Origin of the sequence: Segatella copri, from assembly GCF_949820605.1 — a bacterium.
Classification (GTDB): domain Bacteria; phylum Bacteroidota; class Bacteroidia; order Bacteroidales; family Bacteroidaceae; genus Prevotella.
The window spans coordinates 2,857,000-2,874,372 of record NZ_CATKVU010000006.1; the positions used below are offsets into that span (position 1 = coordinate 2,857,000).

Below are 17,373 nucleotides of genomic sequence, written 5' to 3' on the forward strand. Positions count from 1 at the left end.
ACATTCATGGATTCCAATAAAATAATACCCTTTACACTATGACACTTCAAAAGCAATAGACAACATGAAAAGAGCAGAAAGCAAACTGGAATCCAGTTACTTTCTGCTCTTTTAAGAATATATCTTCCTCTGTTCTTCAACCAAAGAATTACCTACTTCTTATTTCAGATTCCTATCCAAGAACTCCAATATCTTCTCCTGCGCTTTCAATCCGCAGGAATGAGGAATTTCCCAAAGCTCCGTATCCAGCAGATTATCTGCTCCCTGACTCTTCCAAACCTTGTGCATTTCGGCGAAAGCATCTTTTACACCAGGCACAGGGAAGAGCTTATCTTTTGTGCCATTGATGAAGAGCATCGGCTTCGGACAGGCGAGGGAAGCAATGTGGGGATAATCGAGATATTGCCTCAACCCCGGGATGCAATTCGCAAAACCGCCATTCTCCTTTCTTCCGAATCTCCGGGTAAGCTGAGCATCGGTGGTAATCATCCAGCAGATGGAAGCACCCGCCTTGATTCTATCCGATAAAGCAGAGAGCATCCACGAACGATAGGCTCCCATCGAACACCCCACGCACCCGATACGCTTCGCATCCACCATCGGCAGCGAAGCCAGGAACTCGGTGCTGGCGATATCATCGTAAGTCATGAAGGCAGAGAGGTCTCTACCCAGCATCATCATGTTGCCGGCTATCAGGTCGTATTTGTTTCTATCTACGCCCTCCTTCCGGCCTCGTTCTCCCCACATCGGAGCATCTGCCGAAAAGACTACGTAGCCATGTTTCGCCAGATAATCGCCCACGTACTGATTATCATAAAGCTGCCTTGCCCACGCATCCGCATCATCCAAGATCTCCTGACAGAGTACCTGCTTCGTAGGGGAATCTTGTTCTTCCGGAGTAAAGAAAGGACGAATCATCTTCTCCTTTCCGATAAAGAGATGGGCACCATGATCATGAAGCGCATTGACTGTTGGGAATGGTCCCTTGCCATCCGGAATCAGGAGATAAGCCGTAATTCGGGAATAGGCATTGATATTGAAGGCGATTTTCTGCGCCTTATATCCGTCTCTCTGCTCCTCGCCCAAAACTTCCATATCCCAAGCCGCAGCCGCCTTCGGAGGCGTCATCATGCATTCGAGAACCTTTGCCCTTGCCGCCTTCTTCCACTTCTTGAAGTTTCTGATAGGACTGTTTCCCCAAGCCATCGGATAGGTCAGTTCCTTCTTCAGCGTTTCTACATAGGTAGGAATCTCTCCCTGCCATTCATACTTCTCCCGCTTCTGAAGCTTCGGCTTCGGAGAGGTCTGAGCAAACGCCACCGACGCCTGCAACAATGCAATAATACTATATGTGATAATCCTTTTCATTCTCTTGTCTTGTTTTGTTAGAAATCTTTCTTCCTGTTTATAAGATTAGTTATTGTTTGCAAAATTAAGAAATTATCCGCAAAAAGAGCCCAATAATCTCGATATTTTTGCGTACCTTTGCCTAAAACATTTATAAATAACGGATAAAACATTCATAACAACAGATAAAACATCATCAAATAGAAGATAAAGCAATATGAAAATAGCAGTTTTTTGTTCAGCAAATAAGAATATCGACCACGACTTCTTCACGCTGACTGAAGAGATGGGAAAGTGGATGGCTGAGAACGGCCACGACCTGGTTTTCGGCGGCTGCAACTCCGGTCTGATGGATTGCATCGGCAAGGCAGTGAAGGCGAATGGCGGCAGAACCATCGGTGTGGTTCCTACGCTTGTAGAGCGAGGCGGCAGAACCTTCTCTGACCTCGACATCGAGATTCCGTGTGATAATCTCAGCGACCGCAAGGACCTGATGCTTGCCCAGAGCGACATCTTCGTAGCCCTTCCTGGCGGCGTCGGCACCCTGGATGAAATCTTCACCATCGCCGCCGCCCACACCATCGGCTACCATCACAAAATGGTGATTCTCTACAACATGAAAGGCTTCTGGAACTCCACCATCGCCCTATTGGATGACATGGCAGAGAAAAGCATGATTCGTGGCAATTGGCAAGATGTGATAGAAGTGGCGGATAACCTGGAAGAGCTGGCTAAAATGTGCATTTAAGGAGAAAGATGCTCATATTTTCTCATTTCCTATATTAATTTACGCTTATAACTTACTGAATATCAATAATAAAAACAAGGTTTGCAAATTAAGCATGTTTCAACATGCTTAATTTGCATAAATATTGAACTAAAGAGAAAGAGCGGAAAAACAACTGTTAACTGTTAACTCTGTTAACCCCAGTGTTCTTCCGCTCTTGATATTTCTTCAAGACAATCTATCTCTTATTTTCTTTCCCCAAGAGAAAATCGGAGAGGCTCATCATCAGAATGCCTTCTTCATTATAACCCGAACGATATCTATCCCCTAGGATAATCAGCTTGCGAAAGCCATCGTTTACATTCAAAAGAGAAGCCTGCTCCTGATCTACCTTCTCCTTATCCGGCAAGGCGTAAGCCGACTGAATATAGAGGCGTTCATCATGACGGTTCACCACGAAATCAATCTCAAGATTCCTACGCTGCAGCTTGCCATTCTCATCCCGCCTGAAGCTCTCCACTACACCGACATCCACACCATAGCCTTGTTTGCGAAGCTCGTTATAAATAACGTTCTCCATAATATGAGTGAATTCTATCTGTCGGAAATCAAGCACAGCATTTCGAATACCTAAGTCCTCGAAGTAATACTTGGTACCAACACCTATGTACTTGCGACCTTTCACATCATAGCGCAAAGCCTCGCTGATGATGAAGGAATCCTGAAGGTTCTCCAAATACTTGCTGATAGTATTGCCACTTATCTCTACTCCACCAGCCGACTTAAACGTATTGGAGATTTTCAAGACATTGGTACAAGAACCTATCGTAGATGCAAGGAGACGTACCAGCTCTTTCATTCCCTCAGGATTCTTCAAGCGATTTCGGTCCAATACATCTTTCAGATAAACGGTCTCATAAATCTCTCGAAGATAGTTTTGCTTGGCTTCAGGACTTTCCATCTGCACCACAGCAGGCAATCCACCATAAAGATAATAGGTTTCCAAAGCTTGTTGCACCTCTCCTCCTACAACCTCGTAGTATTCAGAAAAGCTCAATGGATGAATTCGGATTTCCCATCCTCGCCCTCTGAACTCCGTGATTACATCCTTTGACAAGAACCGGGCATTGGAACCAGTTACGTACACCTCAGCATTCTCTACATGGAGATAAGAGTTGAGCACATCCTCAAACTCCTTTACCATCTGAACCTCATCAAGAAGAATGTAATACTTCTCCTTATCTACCATCTGAGCATCAATATACTCTAAGAGTGCATCCGGGTCACGGAGTTTCTTGTTTCTACGGTCTTCAAGATTTACTTGTATGATATGGTCTTCCGCAACACCTCTTTCAAGCAAATACTTGCAAAAGATGTTGAAAAGAAGAAAAGATTTACCACATCGGCGGATGCCAGTGATAATCTTTATCATCCCATTGCCTTCGGCAGAGATGAGCTTATCTAGATATTCCTTTCGCTCAAAATACATCATTTCACTGAAAATTTTAGTGTCAAGACACATATTTTTGCAGCAAAAGTACACTTTTTACTCGACTTCACCAAGTTTTATCGTAATTTACACGGAATATTTAAGGTATTTAAACAAAGAAAGAGCGGAAAAACAACTGTTAACTGTTAACCCCAGCTGTTCTTCCGCCCTTAAACTTTATTCTGCCAGCAGCTTCTCAGCCATTGCCTTACCCAGAGCCTCGCACTGTGCCTTTACCTCTGGAGTAATCGCCTGCTTCATATCCACAGGCTCGCCCACTGCCTCGTAGTGGAGCTTGGTATCGTTCCACTCCTGAATCTTAGCCACAGCCTTGCTTGCCCAGCAATGAGAACCGTACCAGCCAAGGAGGTGGTTCTTGATGTCCTTGTTGGCAAGTTCGGAGAGGAGAACCTCCATCTCGTGATAAAGTCCGGCATTGTAGGTTGGAGCACCCACGATAAGGCCCTTGTAGCGGAAGATGTCGCGCAGGATGTAGCTGTGGTGAGTCTTCGAGATGTTGTACATTACGATATTCTTCACGCCAGCCTTGCTTGCCGCATGGGCGATGATTTCAGCCATGCGCTCGGTATTGCCGTACATGGTGCCGTAGCAGATAACGAGGCCCGGCTCCGTCTCATACTTCGACATCTTATCATACATGCCGATTACCTTCTCAATATGCTCGTGCCAAACCGGACCATGGGTTGAGCAGATGTAGTCCAGCTCCACGCCAGCCAGTTTCTTCAATGCATTCTGCACAGGAACGCCATACTTACCCACAATGTTTGAATAGTAGCGAACCATCTCCAGCCAGAAAGTCTCGCAGTTGATTTCCGTATCGATGATTCCGCCGTTCAGCGCACCGAAGCAGCCGAACGCATCACCTGAGAAGAGCACCTTGTTCTTTGCATCGAGCGTTACCATGGTCTCTGGCCAGTGAACCATAGGGATGAGAACGAAGCTCAGCTCGCGGTTGCCCAATGAAAGGGTTTCGCCATTCTTCACCTCTACCACGTCATCTGTTACGCCGTAGAAGCCTTCGAGCATTCCCAGCGTCTTCTTGTTGCCCACAATCTTGATGTTAGGGTAATATTTCTTGATGAGGGCGATAGAACCGCTGTGGTCAGGTTCCATGTGGTTGATGATGAGGTAATCGATTTCTCGGTCGCCAATCACCTCGTGAATATTCTCGAGGAACTGGGTGAAGAAATCAACCTCTACAGTATCTACCAGCGCTACCTTCTCATCGTCAATGATATAAGAGTTGTAGCTCACTCCGTTAGGCAAAGGCCAGAGGCCCTCAAAACGATGCTTGTTGCGGTCGTTAACACCTACGTAATAAATCTTGTTTGTAATCTCAGTCATAATCTCTATATATATTTTATAATTCTTTCTTCTTTTGCTCTCCGAATTCCTTGGAAATATAATTGTAGATGTCCTTGCAGCATTCGGTGGAGAACTCCTGGGCACTCTTCAGCAGGCTATCCCATTGCGCCTCAGATAAGCCGCGGTCGATGTCCTCGCGGGTGATTCCATCCTTGATCAGTCCGAAAACGAAACCGGCATTGAAATTATCGCCAGCTCCGATAGTGCTCACCGGTTTCATCTTCTCCGAAGGATAACTCTTGGCAAAGCCGTTCTCGGCACGAACCTCTACAGGCTCAGCACCCTGGGTGCAGATAAACTTCTTGCAGTAGAAACTGATTTCGGCATTATAAACCTTATCCGCCTCCGGTTTCTTGTAGAGGATCCCGAAGTCCTCGTGGCTTCCGCGTACGAAATCAGCCATCTCCAGGTTCTCTATCAGATTAGGCGTAATCTTCATGATTTCATTCTGATGAGAAGCACGGAAGTTGATGTCGTAATAAAGAATAGCGCCGTGCTCCTTCGCATACTCCAGGAAGCCGGCAACCTGAGGACGGACCACAGGATTCAGAGCGAAGAACGAACCGAAGAGCACGATGTCGCCAGGATTGATTTCCGGTGTGGCAAACTCCAGCTGGTCGTGAGGATGATCCTTGTAGAAGATGTAGTCGGCATTGTTGTTCTCGTCGAGGAAAGCCAGCGAGAGCGGTGACTTCGATTCCGGAAAGATGCTCACATTGTCAGCATTCACCCCATTATCTCTCAAAAACTGAATCACATACTCTCCTATGCGGTCGTTGCCCGCCTCACTGATAAACGAAGCATTTACACCTGCACGGCCCAACGAGATGACTGCATTGAATGATGAGCCACCCGGTACTGCCTCTATCGGCTTGCCGCCCTTGAAGATGATATCAAGCACGGTTTCTCCTATTCCTATTACTTTGCGCATTGTTTTTTGATGTCTATATTTGTTTTTGGGAGCAAAGATAAGTCTTTTTGGCGATAATGCAAAATAAATGACTATTTTTTTCGGATAAATTACATTTTCAGTGTAACTTTGCACCTTGAAATGAAATACAATACTTATATACTCGATAATGGCCTCCGCATCATCCACCTGCCTTCAGACAGCAAGGTGGTGTATTGCGGTTACCAGATTAACGCCGGCACCCGAAACGAGGAGCCGGGCGAAGAAGGACTTGCCCACTTCTGCGAGCACGTTACTTTCAAGGGCACAGAGCGCCGCAAGGCGTGGCACATTCTCAACTGTCTGGAGAGCGTGGGAGGCGATCTGAACGCCTACACCAACAAGGAGGGCACGGTTTATTACTCCGCCATCCTCAAGGAGCACATCGCAAGAGCCGTAGATCTGCTCACCGACATCGTTTTCCATTCGGTTTATCCGCAAGCGGAAATCGACAAGGAGGTAGAGGTAATCTGCGATGAGATAGAGAGTTACAACGATTCTCCTGCCGAACTGATTTATGATGAATTCGAAAATATCATCTTCAAGGGTTCGCCGCTGGGCCACAATATTCTGGGCACAGCCGAGCAGGTTCGCTCGTTCAAGACAGAAGATGCGCTGCGCTTTACAAGAAAGCTTTACCGGCCGGATAATGCGATATTCTTCGCTTACGGAGACATTGACTTCAATAAGCTGGTAAGACTCTTGAAGAAGAGCTTTTTAAGTGAAGAACGAAGGGTGAAGAGTGAAGAAACAACGTTCGGCGACCGAAGGGAAAGCCAATTCAATAGTCCAGAGGCGCAAGCTCAATTCAACATTCAACACTCAACATTCAACACTCAACACTCCTTCGAGGGGCAGACGATTGTGATGCAGAAGAATACGCATCAGGCTCATGTGATGATTGGAACCCTCGCCTACGATGTGAATGACAGCCGCAGAATGCCGCTCTATCTGCTCAACAATATGCTGGGCGGACCGGGAATGAACGCCAAGCTGAACCTAGCCTTGCGCGAGCACAACGGACTGGTTTACACCGTAGAGAGCACAATGGTGGCTTATGGCGATACGGGCATTTGGAGCATTTATTTCGGCTGCGATGAGCACGACGTGAAGCGCTGCCTCCGCCTGGTTCGCAAGGAACTGGATAAGTTCATGCAGAAACCGCTGAGCGAGGCGCAGCTCAAGGCCGCCAAGAAGCAGATAAAGGGACAGGTAGGCGTGGCTTGCGACAACCGCGAGAACTTTGCCCTCGACTTCGGCAAGAGCTTCCTTCACTATGGCTGGGAGAAGAATGTAGACCGTCTCTACGAGCAGGTGGATGAGATTACTGCCGAACAGATACAGGCTGTAGCTCAGGAGTTGTTTGATAAAGACAGGCTCACCACGCTGATTTTCAGATAATGTTGATTTTCAGACAAATAGCTCAAGTAATAAGAAAATAAAGAAGGCAACAACTTGGGTCGTCATGCGACTTCCCTCGTTGTTGCCTTCGTAATTTAATGAATTAAAACTGCTTTTTTCTTAAAACAACTAACAATTAACCTAAAAACTTAAACCTAAAAACCTAAAATGAAAATCTATAAAACCTAAAACGAATTCTTAACAATCTATATATGAAATCCCCAATCAGAATTTATCACGAAAACTCTCAGGGGACAGTATGAATTTCAAATGAAAAGGAGTTTTTACTCTCCTCTCTGATTTCGGAAGCCCCTTTGGCTCCCTACTGTTACTCAGCTGTGCATTGCTGCCAGCCATTTTTTAATCTCGGCTCTTTTGGAGCCCTTCGCATGGCTAATCTCCGATTAAGCCAACTTGTTGTTAATAGCACCAACTTCAGCTACACATACAACAACTACTGCGAAAATCATTCCTAATACTAACATAATCTTTTCCTTTCTTAAATTTGTTATCTTAAATATACAATCTTGTAGTTTTACCTAACAAAATCTTAACTCTCTTTATTTCTTACCTCCCGGAGGAGGATTTCTATGCTCTCTTAGCTTCGTAGCTTATTTGCCGCAGTTCATTCCGAGGTTCATACCTACGCAAGCAACTACTGCGAATGCTACTACAGCTACTGTCATTATCCCGAACATTACCATAATCTTTTATCCTTTTTTCTTTTTCTGGTGCAAAGGTACAACTTTTTGTGTGCGCACACAAATATTTTAGGAGAAAAGTATCAAAAAGCCCTGTTTTCTTGATTAAGGTCAAGGACATTTACATTCTCATTACCAAATCAGGCACGAATTACACGGATTACACGGATTACACGGATTTAAGTCTCTCATGTCAATTAAAACACATTCATAATCTCATAGAACATCCGTGTAATCCGCGTAATCCGTGCCTAATCTATTCTACGCAGCCATTCCTGGCGTTCCGTAGTGCCCATACTTGGCGATGAAACGGGCGGTCTTGGTGAAGGTGCCGTCCTCGTTCTTCATGATGAAGCCACGCTTCTTCCAGTTGCACAGCAGGATGGCAAGCTTCGTCTTGGTGCCATGAACCTGACAGATGTTCTGAATCTCAGTCTTGTCAAAGGTGTCATGAACGTAGAGAAGAAGATTGCTCACACCGGGAGTATGACACACAGAGCGGCTGTCTGCATCTATCGCCTCCTGCATCTGATTGCCGAAGAAACGCATCTTGCACCACAGATCATACTTCACGCTCCATACGATGAAATCCTCTATTGCCTTCTCCCACTTCTCGCCATTCGCCAGATAAAGCACCATCGCGCGGCGGAAACCATTCGCCAGACCACGCTTGGCAAACTCGGCGTAAGGCTTGTTGTAAGCCAGCTGAGCCATCTCCATTATCTCATTCTCCAGGCGCTCGATAAGCTGGCGAGCCTTACGGCACTCCTTGAAACCGCTGGCTGCGTTCAGCTGCTGGATGTAAGGAGAAAGCTGCGACTTAAACTGCGCATCATAACTGCCCACCTCCGGACGCGGAGCGAAATCGGGACGGATGATGGTGGCGAGCGACAGGCGGCTCACGGCTCCATCAGCCACCTCACGAACCGAGAAGAACTTCTGCGTAACGGCAATGGTGCTCGAAGCATTCCAGTTGAAACGGGTCTTTACGCGGGCTGTAACGCTCTTGGTTCCTACTCGCTCCTGACCGTCCTCTGAATTGTCCCAGCAGAGGCGAATCAGCTGGCTAGGGTCGTTAAACTTCCTGAGCATGTCTACCTCGTCCATCTTGCAGTAGAGATAAGCATCTCCAGCCTTCTGTACATCGTCGAGACGCTGGATGTAGGCAGCGCGGGTAAGGTCGGGCGAAACGATGCGGATGCAGATGTCTTCCGGGCGCACAGGCTTCTTCTTGTTGTCGCCCATGGTGTTCACCTCGTCCTTCCAGTCCTGCTCCTTCTGGCGGTTCACCTTATCCATCTGAACCAGGTCTTCGATGATGCAGTCGATAGGTCCGTTAACCAGCGATTTGCCTGACGACATGGCTGCAATGAGCAGATTCATCATCGCCGCCTCGTGCACCTGATTATCCGTGTAGCGGAAGGTTACGCCCTTGAGATGAGCGGCAAGCGCAGGGAATACCGCCATTGCCACAGCCGCCTTGAAATCGGCAGGCACCTTGCTGGTGAGCAGCTTGATGAGCTTAGGCAGCTTGGCTGGCAACTGAGGAGGAACATCGGCGTAGATTCCCGCCTTCTCGGTGGCCTGCTTGGCAAGATGATTCTTGCGGGCAGTCTCTACAGCCTGCTTTACCAAATCCGGAATCGCGGTAGATTGCGCCACCTTGCAGGCATTCTCTACGGTGGCGAACGCCTTCGCCTCGTCTTCTCCGAAGGTTTCTATTACCTGCTTGATCCAAACCGCCTCACTATTACAGATGTATCTCAGCAGGCAGGCTTCACGATAGATGAAGTTGTTGCGGTTGCCATGGACAGGAGCGCCGCCCATCAGATCTACCAGCGCCTTCACAATCTCCTCATAAGGAACGCCGTCGTAGGTCTGCTCATACTGCACGGCATTGGCAGCCCTTCTCGCCTTCTCCTCCTCGCTCTCGATGGGTTCGAAGTCTACGGTTGGAGCAGAAGATGCATCCAGCGGACGTCCGTCAATATCCAGTCCTCTCTTGCGGTAAGCCTCACGGTATTCAGCCACGGCTTCCTTATCCAGGCGCTTGTACCAGTCGTCGGCAGTATAAATCTGACTTGCCGCATCGGTGATGAAGATGATACGCTCCGGGGTTACGCAGCTAGGGTCTTCGGTGGCGTGGATGAGTTTGCAGAAGGCGCTCTGAGCCTCAGCGATGGTCATTCCTACCGGGATGCGGATGTCGATGTGGGCCTTGTTGCGTGCTGAGCGCTCGATGTGGAGCACCTTTCCTTTCCAGAGTTCGATGTCTTCGGCTGAGAAGATTTTCTCTCTGAAGAGCTTCTCTGTAGGCTCATTAAACATTCCGTTCAGCAGAAGGGCGTTCTTCACCGCTGGCTCAACCTCCTCAGGATTATCAATGTCTACGGTTGTCTGGAAGGTGAAAGCCTCCGGGTCGATGAACTTCTGGGCGCGATGGTCTTCGAGGAAGTGGAAGTAGTGAGGTGAGCGGAAAGGCAGTTGCTTCTTGAGGTCAGAAATCTTCCGGTCGAGCTGCTGGTAGGTTTCGCCTGCCTTCATCTCCTCCTGCTGCATCATCTGGTTCTGCTGGGCGGTGAGGTCACGGATCTGACCAACGAGCTGTGCGAGCCAAGGCTGCTTGGTAAGCTCGGTGTAGTAATCGAGGAGATGGGATGAAATCTGTCCCATGTTCGCTCTGCGGTTAGGGTTCATTGCGATGATGCGACTGCTGAGCTGCTTGCATTCATCAAAGGTTAATGATTTTTGTGTCATAAATCTATATTTTTTTAGTTGTAAAAGACAGGCTCTTTTTGCAGAAACCTGCCGCCTTCCATTCTGAAAAGCGATGCAAAGATAAGGAAAAAGAAAGTAACTCCATTATTATACCTCTGCCGGTAAAAGCTGTATAAAAATATCGGGCAAGAGGGATAAAGTTTTTAGATTCAAGTATAAAGAGAGGTATAAAACAAGGGAGAAGAAAAGAAACAGGCTACAAGAAAAAAGCGTTGGCAACAGATTACAAATCCGCTGCCAACGCCCATTATTCTTTTAGCCAATCATCTAACATAATACCCTTCTTAAAAGCTTCTTCTCCCAGGATTTTCATAAAAATATCAACAATCTCACAATAACGGTTGAATTTTGCCTCTTGTGTATTAATCAATTCTTTCTGCTCCAGATTTTTCCATTTCAAAGCTTCATGGTTGGAAAAGGGAGCGATTCCTGCTTGCCTCAAATCATCCCTACCGCAGAGACGAGCTTTCGGACCGGATATCTTTTTGCCTTCAAATAGCTCTTCCAAGAATGTACAGAACGATTGAGGAGATTTGGGTGGGAGTAATTCCCAATCGCCCATCAGGCGGAAAATAGGATACCAATAGGCCTGTTTTGAAAGAAACACGCCATAATATCCCCTCTTCTGATAAACAGCAATCTTCAAGACTGCCTTTTTCACTAGTGCCATGAGTTCCTTCTTATGCTCTCCAATCGCAGGTTTCTTCCCCACAGTCTTCATCGCTATCAGCGACTCCTCATCGCCGTGCTTGCCCCACTGCTTCACATCGTCCACCCTGCCGTTCATAATCATCAGCACGATGCCCGAGAGCAGCTGGAGCATCTTCTTTCTAGGCACACGCTTATAGAACACCTGACGGAGGAAATCTACAGGGTCGGCCTTGAACGTTGGGTAAAGATTGTGGGGGAAGGCGTGCAGCTGCTGTTCTATGGCGTCCAGCTGGTCTTTATAATCATAGGTGCCCGTCTGCTTCTTTTTGATGGCATTCGGGGTCTCTACGAAGAAAGAATAGGCCGCGCGCTCGCGGTAAGCCGAACTGGTGATGAATCCCATCTCGGTAAGCAGAACGGCCCGGAGGCGCTGCAGTTCCTCATCGTCTATCTGCTCCAGTTTATGAAGAATGCGGTTTCTGGCCTGCGTCATTTCGCGGGAATAATCGCTGCGCTGGATTTCGAGGAAACTACTGAGCCGCTCTCTAGCCTCAGAAAGGCAATCAGAAAGTTCCTCGCGCAGCACCGCCTCAGTTTCTGCATAAAGAGAACGGTTCTCTGACTCAGAAGAGGTTTTATCGGATGCAGAAGGATTTCTATCCGAAGCGCCTTCAGAGAGCGTATTCTGGAGGCGGATGATGCTGTTGATGACGCCTTCGAGCATCATGGTGCTGTCGCTGAAGCGGGTGAGCTGTTCGATGGGCAGCACAGGACCGGAGTATTGCCAGTCATCATAAATCTTATCATCATATATTTCGCGGCGCGCCTGCTCCATCTCCTCATCAGAAACATCAGAGAGTGCCCTTACCATGAGCTGCAATCCAGCCTTATCGCCCTCGTTCTTGCTGTTGCAGCCTATGCAGCGGGTGCGCAGGTTCCGCTCCTTGCGGGCGATGATGAGGGCGCGTACGTCCTCGCCTTCCAGGGCTGAAACATAGCCTATTAGCTGCTGTTTGTCATAAGCTTTCACCGCCAGCATGTCGAAGGTGTTGGCGTCATCGGGCACGAGGCAGATGGTTCTTCCCTCTGCTTCTTTAGCATACTCTACCTCATGGCCTTTCACGTCATTATGGGTGAGTCCTACGATATGGAATGTGAGATTCTTCATTTTATGTTGTTATTATTGTTTTTACGTTTGTTTGCAGTCAGGTTACAAAAGTAAGGTTTTTCGGTGAAACCACCAAGCATTCTTGTTTAAATTTCCTAAAAGAGGGGCGGAGAAGCCGAGGGGGTTAACAGGGTTAACAGTTAACAGCTGTTTTTTGCATGGTCCCCTCGCGTACCTTATTATATAATAATATATATATATACTTATTTTTATATAAGTGTGTGGATAGAAGTATGCATTTTTGGGGTGTTAACTGTTAACCTGTTAACCTTTTCCTCTCAGAGCGCCCCTCTTTCATCTGAATGCTCTCTCCCGATGCTTGTTAAAGATGGCTGGCTGAGCCTTGGCAGAAAAAAGTTCAAACGCCCTGCTACAGCCCGTTTTACGGGCTTATATGATGACTAGAGAGAGGCATAAATGATGACTGATACGAGGCTTAAATGATGGCAGGAAGAGGGCATAAATGATGGCAGAAAGAGGGCATAAATGATGGCTCACGAAGGGGATGGATCATACATCGCGAGGGAAGAAATATTGCGTCGCGACGGAACGGGGAATGCATCGCGATGCAGAAAAAAGGGCTTTTTAGAGCGGAAAACTATGAGTTGCGGGGCAGAAAACTATGAGTAAGTTTTGTTAACGGGAGGGAAAACAACAAGGCGATACTCTTCTCTTATAGGAAGAATATCGCCTCGTTGCCTTCATTAAAAAGGAGGTCAAGGATGCTCATATTGGGCAGAAAACCGTGTTTCTGCCCGTAAACCTGGTAATAGCGCTTCGACTCGAATTCGGGGTCAGGGAGCGGTTTCTTGGGGCGAATCGCATCGCGGAAATCACTTATCTGAGTGTTGAATGTTGAGTGTTGAATGTTGAATTGGGCTTGCGCCTCAGGGCTATTGAATTCTTCACTCTTCACTTTTCGTTCTTCACTTAAAACGTATTCGTCAGTAACGCTTATCTTTGGACGGATGTCGAGGAGTTCTATCATCTTCGCGGTTGTCTCCATGTTGAAATCGAAGAGGAACTCGTATTTCTTCTCGTAGAAGGGACGGATGTCGTCCTGATAATACTCGAAGAAAGGGCTCTCGCCATAGGCGGAAAGGAGCGCATTCCAGTGCACGTGGCGCCAGTTGGCGTGGTCGGAGATGCGGATGTCCTTCATCGACAGGGAGATATCGTGATTGGTGGGGATGGTGAGCGCAAGAGGACCGTTGGTGGTAGGGATGAGCATGCGGTTACGATAGGTTTGCTTGATAAAGCTCTCGTGGCGCTCTATCAGGCATTCATCGTAGCGATTCAGCTTCTGGTACCACTGGATGGGGCCGAAATATGTGGAAGAAAGAAGGGCTTTCAATTTCTGCTTTGTTATGAAGGGTTAATGATGAAGAGGGGGACGAGCGAGGGAATCGCTCGGAACGAGGGCAGCGGAGCGAGGAAGCTAGAACAGCTTATGGGCTTTGCCTATCATCTGGTGCTTGTGGACGAGCTGCTGGCCGGTTGGCGTCTTCAAGAGATAGAAGCGGCAATCCTTGCAGCCGCAGCGCTTGCAGCAGATGGTTGGGATGACGAACTGCACGGTGTCGATGCGCAGCGTATCGCCCGGAAGCTTCTCTATCCTGCCTATGAAATGAGACTCGAAGACACGCTTGCGGCGCTGGTTCTTGGGCTGGTAAACCACCGTATCGGTGAATACAACCACATCGCCACGCCCGAAATTTTCGCAGTCAATCCTGTTCACTATCACCCGGTTGCCTGCCTTCAGCTGGGGCGGAAGCCCACCCTGAGGCACCGAGAAGATAGTGAAGACATAGGTGCGCACTGCCCAAGCCAGGAGCAGCGACAACACCAATGCTATCAGGAATTTGACGGCAGTCTTCAATTCTTATTTCTTTTTTCTTACTTAATATTGTCTACGAAAGTGAAGAGGCGGTTCCAACGGATGCCTGAGAAGCCCGGATGATCTGGGCTGTGGCTCCACCAGATGAAGATAGGCTTGCCCACGATGTGGTCCTCAGGCACAAACCCCCAGTAGCGGCTGTCGGCTGAGTTGTGGCGGTTGTCGCCCATCATCCAGTAGTAGTCGAGCTTGAAGGTGTAGCTCTTCGCCTGCTTGCCATTGATGAAGATACGGCCGGCGTTGTCTACCTTCAGGTCGTTGTGCTCGTAAACCTTGATGCAGCGCTCGTATACAGGCAGATTCTTCAGCGTAAGAGCGATGCTCTCGCCCTTCTTCGGAATCCAAATCGGACCGTAATTATCTCTTGTCCAGCCGGTATAGGCGTTGAGCGGATAGAGGTCGCCATAGGTTGCATCGGTATTGATAGAGATGCTCTCTACGAGGTTTCTGTTTGCCTTCAGCGCCATGTAAGCCTTCTTTGTGAGTGGAATCACGCCGCTCTGATTATACATCAGCAGGTCTTCGTTGGTGATTCCCAACTTATCGGCAAGGTCGATAGGGAACTCGCCCTTGAGCTTCATCTTATAAGTATACTGCACGTTATCAGGCTCCTTATTCGCCTTTCCGTTCAGATAAACGATGCGGTTCTTGATCTGCAGGGTCTGTCCAGGCAAGCCCACGCAGCGCTTTACATAGTTCTCGCGGCGGTCGGTAGGACGGCTGATGATGTCGCCATATTCGCCCGGCATGCTGCTGATGTAGTTGCGGCCTGTAGCATAAACCTGCTCAAAATAGTGGCGCTGCTGCAATGGGTTCATCGCGCGCACATCCTTTTCCTGTCCGTTCTGCTGCATCAGCTGGTCGCCGATGCTGTAAACCATCTGATAGTAATCATTCGCCTGATAGCGCTCCTCATTGACGAGCGTATCGCCTGCAGGATAGTTGAACACCACGATGTCGTTGAGCTTCACGTTGCCCAAACCCTTTACGCGGCGGTAATCCCAGTGAGGCCACTCTATGTAGCTCTTCACGTTGACCAGCGGCATGGTGTGCTGGGTGAGCGGCATGGTGAGCGGAGTTTCAGGAATGCGAGGACCGTAGCTTACCTTGCTCACAAAGAGATAATCGCCCGTAAGGAGACTCTTTTCGAGAGAGGAAGACGGAATCACATAGTTCTGGAAGAAGAAGAGGTTGATGAAATAAACCGCTACGAGTGCGAACACCAGCGCATCTACCCAGCTCATGATGAAGCGGATAGGACCTTCCTCATCCTTCCACCACTGCCAGTGAATCTTCTTGGTGATGTAAACATCGAAGATGAACGGAACCACAATGAGTCCCAACCAGCTTTCTACCCAAACCAGAAAGAGGAGATAGAGGGCGAGAACCACTGCGAACTTCGCCCACTGTACCTTCATATTGAGTTTTTGTTTCTCTTTATCTATCATAACTTCTGCTTAGAACTTAAATAAATCTGATGTGGTGAGCAAGCCGGAATGGTTGGCTGTAAACTCGGCTGCGAGAACGGCTCCCAGGGCGAAACCCTTGCGTGAGTGGGCGCTGTGCTCGATGGTAATCATATCAGCATCTGAATCATACATCACGGCGTGGATTCCCGGAACCTCACCATCGCGTACGCAGTTGATGACCAAATCCTCATCGGTAATGTTTGCATCGCCCTCATCGTGATGACCATCCTCAGTCCAGTAAGTAACGCCACGCTTCCAATCCTTCTTACGGTCGATGTTGTCGATGATTTCCTCGGCAAGGGTGATGGCTGTTCCAGATGGCGCATCGAGCTTATGAACATGGTGGGTTTCCTGCATGCATACTGAGTACTGTGGAAAACCGTTCATGATTTTAGCCAGATAGCGGTTTACGGCAGAGAAAATGGCCACACCGATGCTGAAGTTAGACGCCCAGAAGAGGGTCTGCTTACCGCCGGCGCAGAGTTTCTCCACGTCTTCCTTATGGTCTTTCATCCAACCTGTTGAACCTGAAACCACCTTCACGTTGTGAGAGAAAGCCTTCAGATAGTTGCCGTAAGCGGCAGTAGGGTTGGTAAACTCAATGGCAACATCGGCAGAGCAGAACTCCGGACTGTCGATATCCTCAGGGTTATTCACGTCAATCTTACATACGATTTCGTGGCCACGCTGCAGGGCGATCTCCTCGATCATGTGTCCCATCTTTCCGTAGCCGATCAAAGCTATTTTCATCTTTATCTAAATTTTATTTGTTCTTACTTTTTGTTCTATTCGGCAAAAAAAATGCAAATGAGCGCAATGAAAGCTTGCTTTCAAATTGCCGAGTGCAGCTTTTTTTATGCAAAAATACACATTTTTCTTCGAAAAACCTTGAAAAATCCTTGTTATTATAATAATAAATAGAAAATTTTGGTTATTTTTGCAGTGATTTAGGGCTTTTAGCCTCATTTAGTAACTAAAAAATAGAAAATGATGAGCAAATACATATTTGAGACAAAGATGGAAGTGAGGGATTACGAGTGCGATATTGAGGGCATCGTGAACAACGCCAACTATCTGCACTACATGGAGCATACCCGCCATCTCTTCCTGAAGGAATGCGGCCTCAGCTTTGCCGAAATGCACAACAAGGGCGTGGATGCTGTGGTGGCGAGAATGAACCTGCAGTATAAGGTTCCGCTGCAATGCGATGATGAATTCTTCTCGCGTCTGTGGCTGGAGAAGCAGGGCGTGAGATATGTTTTCCATCAGGACATCTTCCGTGCCAAGGACGAGAAACTCTGCCTCAAGGCAACCGTAGAGCTCGTCTGCCTCATCAACGGAAAGCTGGGCAACAGCGAAGACTACGACAAGGCATTCGAGAAATATTTCTCATCCCAAGGTTAACAGGTT

General features: G+C 47.9%; 13 protein-coding genes. 3 read left to right on the forward strand and 10 right to left on the reverse strand.

What is annotated here, in order from left to right:
• Window positions 1-159: 159 nt before the first annotated feature.
• Window positions 160-1,368 carry an alpha/beta hydrolase family protein gene (locus RCO84_RS12955; RefSeq protein WP_317585329.1) on the reverse strand — a complete coding sequence of 403 codons (1,209 nt, stop codon included), beginning with the start codon at window positions 1,366-1,368 and terminating at the stop codon, window positions 160-162.
• Window positions 1,369-1,564: 196 nt separating this feature from the next.
• Here RCO84_RS12955 and RCO84_RS12960 point away from each other — a divergent pair, with 196 nt between their 5' ends.
• Complete coding sequence (locus RCO84_RS12960; protein WP_317585330.1) at window positions 1,565-2,095, forward strand: LOG family protein; 531 nt, start codon at window positions 1,565-1,567, stop codon at window positions 2,093-2,095.
• A 217-nt stretch (window positions 2,096-2,312) separates the two neighbouring features.
• Here RCO84_RS12960 and RCO84_RS12965 read toward each other — a convergent pair whose 3' ends face one another.
• The 3 genes from RCO84_RS12965 to RCO84_RS12975 form a co-directional block, all read right to left on the reverse strand.
• The gene (locus tag RCO84_RS12965; RefSeq protein ID WP_317585518.1) at window positions 2,313-3,563 is read right to left on the reverse strand and encodes an ATP-binding protein; all 1,251 of its coding nucleotides are present in this window, start codon (window positions 3,561-3,563) and stop codon (window positions 2,313-2,315) included.
• A gap of 177 nt (window positions 3,564-3,740) precedes the next feature.
• Window positions 3,741-4,928, reverse strand: coding sequence for an FprA family A-type flavoprotein (locus RCO84_RS12970; RefSeq protein WP_317585331.1), 1,188 nt, complete (start codon window positions 4,926-4,928; stop codon window positions 3,741-3,743).
• A gap of 16 nt (window positions 4,929-4,944) precedes the next feature.
• The gene (locus RCO84_RS12975; RefSeq protein WP_264952092.1) at window positions 4,945-5,880 is read right to left on the reverse strand and encodes a carbohydrate kinase family protein; all 936 of its coding nucleotides are present in this window, start codon (window positions 5,878-5,880) and stop codon (window positions 4,945-4,947) included.
• Window positions 5,881-6,000: 120 nt separating this feature from the next.
• On the opposite strand from RCO84_RS12975, the gene RCO84_RS12980 reads away from it, so the two are divergent.
• A complete protein-coding gene (locus RCO84_RS12980) occupies window positions 6,001-7,299 on the forward strand; it encodes a M16 family metallopeptidase (RefSeq protein WP_144152778.1) in 1,299 nt (432 codons plus the stop codon).
• 962 nt (window positions 7,300-8,261) lie between these two features.
• Here the strand turns inward: RCO84_RS12980 and RCO84_RS12985 are convergent.
• The 6 genes from RCO84_RS12985 to dapB all read right to left on the reverse strand — a co-directional run bounded on the left by RCO84_RS12985 (window position 8,262) and on the right by dapB (window position 16,713).
• Window positions 8,262-10,757, reverse strand: a complete 2,496-nt coding sequence (locus RCO84_RS12985; protein WP_317585332.1) for a hypothetical protein — start codon at window positions 10,755-10,757, stop codon at window positions 8,262-8,264.
• Between the two features lie 268 nt (window positions 10,758-11,025).
• Window positions 11,026-12,597 (reverse strand): hypothetical protein, encoded by a 1,572-nt coding sequence (locus tag RCO84_RS12990; RefSeq protein WP_317585333.1) that lies wholly within the window; start codon window positions 12,595-12,597, stop codon window positions 11,026-11,028.
• 673 nt (window positions 12,598-13,270) lie between these two features.
• Window positions 13,271-13,951 carry a WbqC family protein gene (locus RCO84_RS12995; RefSeq protein WP_287838494.1) on the reverse strand — a complete coding sequence of 227 codons (681 nt, stop codon included), beginning with the start codon at window positions 13,949-13,951 and terminating at the stop codon, window positions 13,271-13,273.
• Window positions 13,952-14,035: 84 nt separating this feature from the next.
• Window positions 14,036-14,476, reverse strand: coding sequence for a S26 family signal peptidase (locus RCO84_RS13000; protein WP_147350926.1), 441 nt, complete (start codon window positions 14,474-14,476; stop codon window positions 14,036-14,038).
• Window positions 14,477-14,493: 17 nt separating this feature from the next.
• Window positions 14,494-15,942, reverse strand: coding sequence for a signal peptidase I (lepB, locus tag RCO84_RS13005; protein WP_287819440.1), 1,449 nt, complete (start codon window positions 15,940-15,942; stop codon window positions 14,494-14,496).
• A 9-nt stretch (window positions 15,943-15,951) separates the two neighbouring features.
• Entirely contained in the window at window positions 15,952-16,713 is a 762-nt protein-coding gene (gene dapB, locus RCO84_RS13010; RefSeq protein ID WP_317585334.1) for a 4-hydroxy-tetrahydrodipicolinate reductase, read from the reverse strand.
• Window positions 16,714-16,953: 240 nt separating this feature from the next.
• Here dapB and RCO84_RS13015 point away from each other — a divergent pair, with 240 nt between their 5' ends.
• Complete coding sequence (locus RCO84_RS13015; protein WP_317585335.1) at window positions 16,954-17,367, forward strand: acyl-CoA thioesterase; 414 nt, start codon at window positions 16,954-16,956, stop codon at window positions 17,365-17,367.
• Window positions 17,368-17,373: the final 6 nt, after the last annotated feature.